This is a genomic window from Rhizobium sp. 10PS4, assembly GCF_032464805.1.
In the GTDB taxonomy this organism is placed as follows: Bacteria; Pseudomonadota; Alphaproteobacteria; order Rhizobiales; family Rhizobiaceae; genus Rhizobium; species Rhizobium laguerreae.
Genome location: NZ_JAWDIW010000027.1, coordinates 21,976 through 27,975 on the forward strand (window position 1 = coordinate 21,976; position 6,000 = coordinate 27,975).

At 60.7% G+C, this 6,000-nt stretch carries 3 protein-coding genes; 2 read left to right on the forward strand and 1 reads right to left on the reverse strand.

Annotated features, from left to right (window positions below; all coding sequences use genetic code 11):
* The first annotated feature begins 204 nt into the window (after positions 1-204).
* The gene (locus RWJ89_RS32995) at positions 205-1,401 is read left to right on the forward strand and encodes an efflux RND transporter periplasmic adaptor subunit (RefSeq protein ID WP_131666898.1); all 1,197 of its coding nucleotides are present in this window, start codon (positions 205-207) and stop codon (positions 1,399-1,401) included.
* Positions 1,402-1,442: 41 nt separating this feature from the next.
* A complete protein-coding gene (locus tag RWJ89_RS33000; protein ID WP_316032030.1) occupies positions 1,443-4,613 on the forward strand; it encodes an efflux RND transporter permease subunit in 3,171 nt (1,056 codons plus the stop codon).
* A 95-nt stretch (positions 4,614-4,708) separates the two neighbouring features.
* On the opposite strand, the gene RWJ89_RS33005 is transcribed toward RWJ89_RS33000, so the two are convergent.
* Positions 4,709-5,521: a hypothetical protein gene (locus tag RWJ89_RS33005; protein WP_221947993.1), complete on the reverse strand. Its 813-nt coding sequence runs from the start codon at positions 5,519-5,521 to the stop codon at positions 4,709-4,711.
* Positions 5,522-6,000 lie beyond the last annotated feature (479 nt).

Consider the following 6,000-nt stretch of genomic DNA (forward strand, 5'->3'; position numbering starts at 1 on the left):
GACGAACTCGCAGTTGAATTGCGCACCAACAGCTATTGCAATTTTTAGCAATGCCGCGACATAATATCGCATGCCCGGAACTTTTCGGAGAGGGGTCGTCTCCACCGAGGCATGCATGAAGACTACAGCGCCGCGCGTCTTTTTCAGACGCGCAAATGACGCTGTATGCCTTTGAAAGAGCTCGTAAACATCGGGGCGGCGGCAATGCGTGTGAGATTGTATCAGGGTCTGCACCTGTCTGTGGTGCTCGCCGGCATGGCAATTCTCGCTGGCTGTGAGGAAAGCGGCAATACTTACGTCGCCCCTCCTCCACCTCCGGTTCGGGTCGCCCAGCCGATCCAGCAACCGGTGACGCTCTATTTTGAACTCACCGGCAATACGGCGCCGCTCAACTCAGTTGATATCGAGGCGCGCGTCCAAGGCTACGTCCAATCGATCGACTACCAGGACGGCATGACGGTGATGAAGGGCACCAAGCTCTTCGGAATTGAGCGCAACACCTATCAGGCGCAACTGGATCAGGCGAAGGCATCCCTCGCCTCGCAACATGCGTCTCAGGTCGGCGCGCAGCAGGAATACGACCGGCAGCTCAATCTATCGAAGCAACAGGTCACAACGCAGACCGCGGTCGACAGCGCCAAGGCGACGCTCGACGAGGCGAATGCGTCCATCCTCAATGCCCAGGCCAATCTCGATCTCGCGACGATCAACCTCGGATATACGGAGGTGTTTGCCCCCTTCGACGGCACAGTCACCGATCACCTCGTCGATATCGGCGCTCTTGTCGGCGTATCCGGTCCCACCAAACTCGCCAGCATCGTTCAGACAGATCCGCTTTATGCCTATTTCAACGTCAGCGAAACCCAGGTGCTGATGATCAAGGAAACCCTGGCAAGGCAGGGGCGCACCTTCAAGCAGACGGACCTTCCAAGCATTCCGGCGGAGCTCGGCCTGCAGACCGAGGAAGGCTACCCGCATAAGGGACATCTCGATTACGTCTCGCCGCAGCTCGATGCCTCCACAGGCACGCTTCAGGTGCGCGCCCTGTTCGACAACAAGGACCATGCCATGTTGCCCGGCCTCTTCGTGCGCGTCCGGGTGCCGGTCGGCCACAACGACAAGGCTCTGCTGGTGCGCGACGACGCCATCGGAACGAACCAGCTGGGCAGCTACCTGCTCGTTCTCGGCAAGGACGACGTCGTCGAGCAGAAGCAAGTCAAGACCGGCCAGCGCGAAGGTGCGCTCCGTGTCATCGATTCCGGCCTCGATCCGGCCGACTGGATCGTGACGCAGGGTATCCAGCAGGCCATCCCCGGCAGCAAGGTCACGCCCGACAAGATGGACATGAATCCGCCGGCAGCTGCCGCCGGCGATGCCAAGGCCAAGACCACCACGCAATGAATTCGTCGCCATGCTTCATCTGAACGTCTGAGGGCACCAGCATGATCTCGCGTTTCTTCATCGAGCGACCGATACTCGCCAATGTTCTGGCGTTGGTTTTCGTGCTCATCGGTGCGGTCGCCCTGTTCCAGCTGCCCGTGGCGCAATATCCGAATGTCGTTCCGCCGACGGTGCAGGTGACGACGCGCTTCCCGGGCGCCAGCGCACAGAACCTCGTCGATACCGTCGCGCTGCCGATCGAGCAGCAGGTCAACGGCGTGCAGGACATGCTCTACATGCAGTCGACGAGCGCCAGCGACGGCACTTATTCGCTGACCGTCACCTTTGCCATCGGAACGGATCCGGACCAGGCCCAGGTTCTGGTGCAAAATCGCGTTGCCATTGCGATGTCATCGCTTCCCGAAGCGGTGCAGCTTCAGGGTGTGACGACGCAAAAGAAGTCGACGGCGATCCTCGGCTTCGTCAGCCTGACCTCGCCCGATAGCCGCTATGACAGCCTTTTCCTGTCGAACTACGCCGTCATCAATCTGCAGAATGAACTCGCTCGCCTGCCGGGTGTCGGCAACGTCACCGTTTTCGGTGCCGGCCAATATGCCATGCGCATCTGGATGGATCCGAACCTACTGCAGGCACGCGGCCTGACGCCGCAGGATGTGGTCAGCGTCGTGCAGCAGCAGAGCCAGGAGGTTGCCGCCGGCCAGATCGGCATTCCGCCGGTGCCGAAGGGGCAGGTCTTCCAATACACGCTGAACGTCAATGGCCGATTGAACGAGGCGGCCGACTACGAAAACATCGTCGTCAAGGTCGAAAGCGGACAGGGCGGCCGCATTACGCGCATTCGCGATATCGGCCGCGTCGAACTCGGCGCCCAGACCTACAGTCAGTCCTTCATGCAGAACGGCCGGCCGGCAGCCGGTATCGGCATTTTTCAGCTGCCGGAGGCGAATGCCATTGCAGTGGCGCAGGCGGTGAATACGAAAATGCAGGAGCTCTCGAAGAGCTTCCCGCCGGGCCTCGAATATCACGTGCCGTTCGACACGACGAAATTCGTCGACGCTTCCATCGACGAAGTTTACGTCACCTTGATCGAGGCGGGCGTTCTCGTTCTCATCGTCATTCTCGTTTTCCTGCAGGATTGGCGGGCGATGCTCGTGCCGGCGACCACAGTTCCGGTCACCATCATCGGCGCCTTCGCTGCCATGGCGGCACTGGGCTTCACCGTCAACCTGTCGACGCTGTTTGCCATCGTTCTCGCCATCGGCATCGTCGTCGATGATGCCATTGTCATCGTCGAAGGTGTCGCCCGACACATCGAGGCGGGCATGTCCGGCCGAAAGGCGGCCGAAAAGGCGATGGAGGAACTGCTCGGCCCGGTCATCGGCATCACGCTTGTGCTGATGGCAGTTTTCATTCCGGCCGCCTTCCTACCCGGCTTGACCGGGCAGCTCTATCGGCAGTTCGCCCTCGTCATTGCCGCCACGGCGCTGATCAGCGCCATCAATGCCGTCACGCTGAAACCGACGCAATGCGCCCTTTGGCTACGCCCGCCGGTCCCGCCCGAGAAACGCAACATCTTCTATCGCGGCTTCAACAGGGTCTATGACAGGGGTGAACGCAGCTATGCCGGGCTGATCGGATCGATGACCCGCCACAGCGGCATCATGGTCATAGCAGCACTTGCGCTGATCGGTGTCGCCGTCTGGGGGCTCGCCCGTCTGCCGACTGCGTTTCTGCCCATCGAGGATCAAGGCTATGTGCTGATCAGTGCGCAGCTGCCCGACGGCGCATCGAAGGAGCGCACCGACGCAGTGATGCAGGAGGTCGGCAAGATCGCCGAAGCCACACCTGGTGTCGATCAGGTGCTGACCATCAGCGGCGTCTCCGTTCTCGACAACAATGCCAGCCTGCAGAATGCCGGCGTCGCCTATGTCGTGCTGAAGGACTGGGACGAGCGCGGCAAGGAAAAGGGGCAGGATCTGCTGTCGATCTACCAGCATTTGAACGGCGCGCTGCAAAGCGTGCTCGCCGCCAAGACGCTGGTGGTGGTACCGCCTCCGATCCAGGGCGTCGGCAATGCCAGCGGCTTTACCATGCAGGTCGAGATCAGGAACGGCATTTCCGACTACCCGCTGCTGCAATCGCTTGCCGACACAATCGTCAAGAACGGCAGTGCCCAATCGTCGCTGCAAAGGCTGAGCACGCCTTTTCGCTCGAACGTGCCGCAACTCGCGGTTTCCGTTGATCGGATAAAAGCGGAGACACTGGGAATTACGGTGGGCCAGGTCTTCTCCGCTCTCTCCGGCTATGTCGGATCGAGCTATGTCACCCAGTTCAACAAATTCGGCCGTACCTTCCAGGTCTATGCGCAAGCCGCTTCCGATTTCCGGGTCAGCGCTGAAGACATCCGCAATCTGAAGGTCAAAGCCGGTGACGGCACGATGGTGCCGCTCGGCACGGTCGTCGATGTCACCACGACACAAGGCCCCTCCCTGATCAGCCTCTACAATCTCTACCCGTCCGCAACGATCGTTGGCGGGCCTGCCGCCGGCTTCAGTTCCGGCCAGTCGCTCGAGGTCATGGAGCAGATTGCCGATCAGACACTGCCGCCGGGCACAGGCTTCGAATGGACAGCGCTGTCCTATCAGGAGAAGGCCGTGGGCGGGCAGATCTATTTCATCTTCGCGCTTGCCATGCTCCTCGTCTATTTCGTGCTCGCGGGCCAATATGAAAGCTGGATCTTGCCGCTGGCAGTCCTTCTCGCCGTGCCGCTCGCTCTCCTCGGCACGGTGGCAGCACTGATGGCAGCCGGCGTTGCCAACAATCTCTATACGCAGATCGGCCTTATCCTGCTGATCGCGCTTGCATCGAAGAATGCCATCCTCATCGTCGAATATGCTAGGGAAAGGCGGGCGGAAGGCATGGAAATACTGGATGCGGCCGTCGGGGCCGCCCGCTTGCGTTTCCGGCCAATTCTGATGACGTCCTTCGCCTTTATCCTCGGCGTCCTGCCGCTCGTACTGGCGACCGGCGCCGGCGCATCCGCACGCAAATCGATCGGCATATCGGTCTTCAGCGGCATGATCGCCTCGACCTGCCTCGCCGTGCTCTTCGTACCCTCCTTCTACGTCGTGTTGCAGCGCCTCGAGGAATATTGGAAGGGACGCACAAAGACCGCAGGCCTCGCGGAGGCGAAGATGCCGAAGGTTCAGTAAGGCTGTTGCAACAGCATGTTGCGCAATCGCCTGCGGTTTCGCGCGGAGGCAGGTTTCTGTTGAGGTCTCTTCACAGCGCAAGTTTCGAACAGACGCTATAATCCCGAGGTCAGGACCCGGTGGCATGCAGGCGACACGCGTTGCAAATTGTCCCGCAGACAAGCCATAGCCCGCCCTCCGCCCAACGGCACCATGCGGCATAGGGCCTGAAAATCCGATCCGCAGGTTTCGCGCAGGATCATCAGTTCCTCGCGTGGCGAGAAGGCCGGCATCATCGCCCGAGGAGCAGGTGTGGTCGCAACCGTCGCCGCGGCACCGCCGCTGGCTGGGGTTGACCCGGCTGATACTCCCCCCGCTGATCCTCCCAAGGCCGCAACGGCTTGCTGACACGGCGCCGACAGAGTGGCGTTGTGCTGCTGCAGGCAGCTGAGCGCCTCGGTGCCGCCCGGTGTGACGCCGGAGCATTGCGCCATGAAATCGCGTTGGCAGGCCGATTTGACGGCGTTGCGCTGCGCCTGCGTCGGCTGATGCGCCGGTGCGCCCGTCGCCGGTGCCGGACTGGTCGCCCCGGTGGTTGCTGGCGCAGCCGGAGCCGGTTCCGTGGATGTCGACTTAGGTTTGGAAATCGCCGACACCGCCTTCCGGCAACCGGCCGAAAGCGTGGCGCTATGCTGCTGCAGACAAGTGAGCGCCTCGATACCTCCCGGCGTCACTCCTGAACATTGCGCTATGAAATCGGAGCGGCATTCCGCCCTGATCGCATTGCGCTGCTCTTCAGTCGGCGCCTGCGCGGACGCGACACCGGCAAAGAGCACCACGACAAAGAGCGCTGGCAATACCGAGACTGTAAACGGAAGACGACACCTTGCATGCGGAGCCGTCAGTAAAGAAGACGCCAATTTTCGCATCTATTCACCCCCCCCCATAAATCTCTGATCTACTTCATGAAATCGCATAGCCTTGCTGAATAGAATAACCAGCGCCCGCCATTTGGAGGGACGTTGCGTGCTGTTATGGAAATATTAAAATGCCGGCTCCACGTATATTAGAATATTATTGTTTTATCAACCATCTACTCGTGCCCCGAAAGCTGATCATAGGCCCATAGGACTTTCGCTTGCCGCAGTACCCCGACCAGGAAAGACGCCATGAACCGACCGGGCATGGCGTACACGAGCGTTGCCGGAACGCGGCTGAGTTTGCTGCAGCGGTTCCCAACGTCAAATCTCGCGTGGCCACACCATTTGGCAAAAACAGCAAAGCCCCGGCCGTTATACGGTCCGGGGCTTTGTAGTTTTCTGTCCCGCTGGGTCGGCTACGCCTTCTTGCGGGGGGCGTTAACCCCTCGACCCGTTACCAGATACGACAAAGCCCGCACGGGGCGGGT

Bases quoted from the DNA above. Each gene is read 5' to 3' on its own strand.
- RWJ89_RS33005 (WP_221947993.1), bottom strand. From the start codon at position 5,521: ATGCGAAAATTGGCGTCTTCTTTACTGACGGCTCCGCATGCAAGGTGT.
- RWJ89_RS32995 (WP_131666898.1), top strand. From the start codon at position 205: ATGCGTGTGAGATTGTATCAGGGTCTGCACCTGTCTGTGGTGCTCGCC.
- RWJ89_RS33000 (WP_316032030.1), top strand. From the start codon at position 1,443: ATGATCTCGCGTTTCTTCATCGAGCGACCGATACTCGCCAATGTTCTG.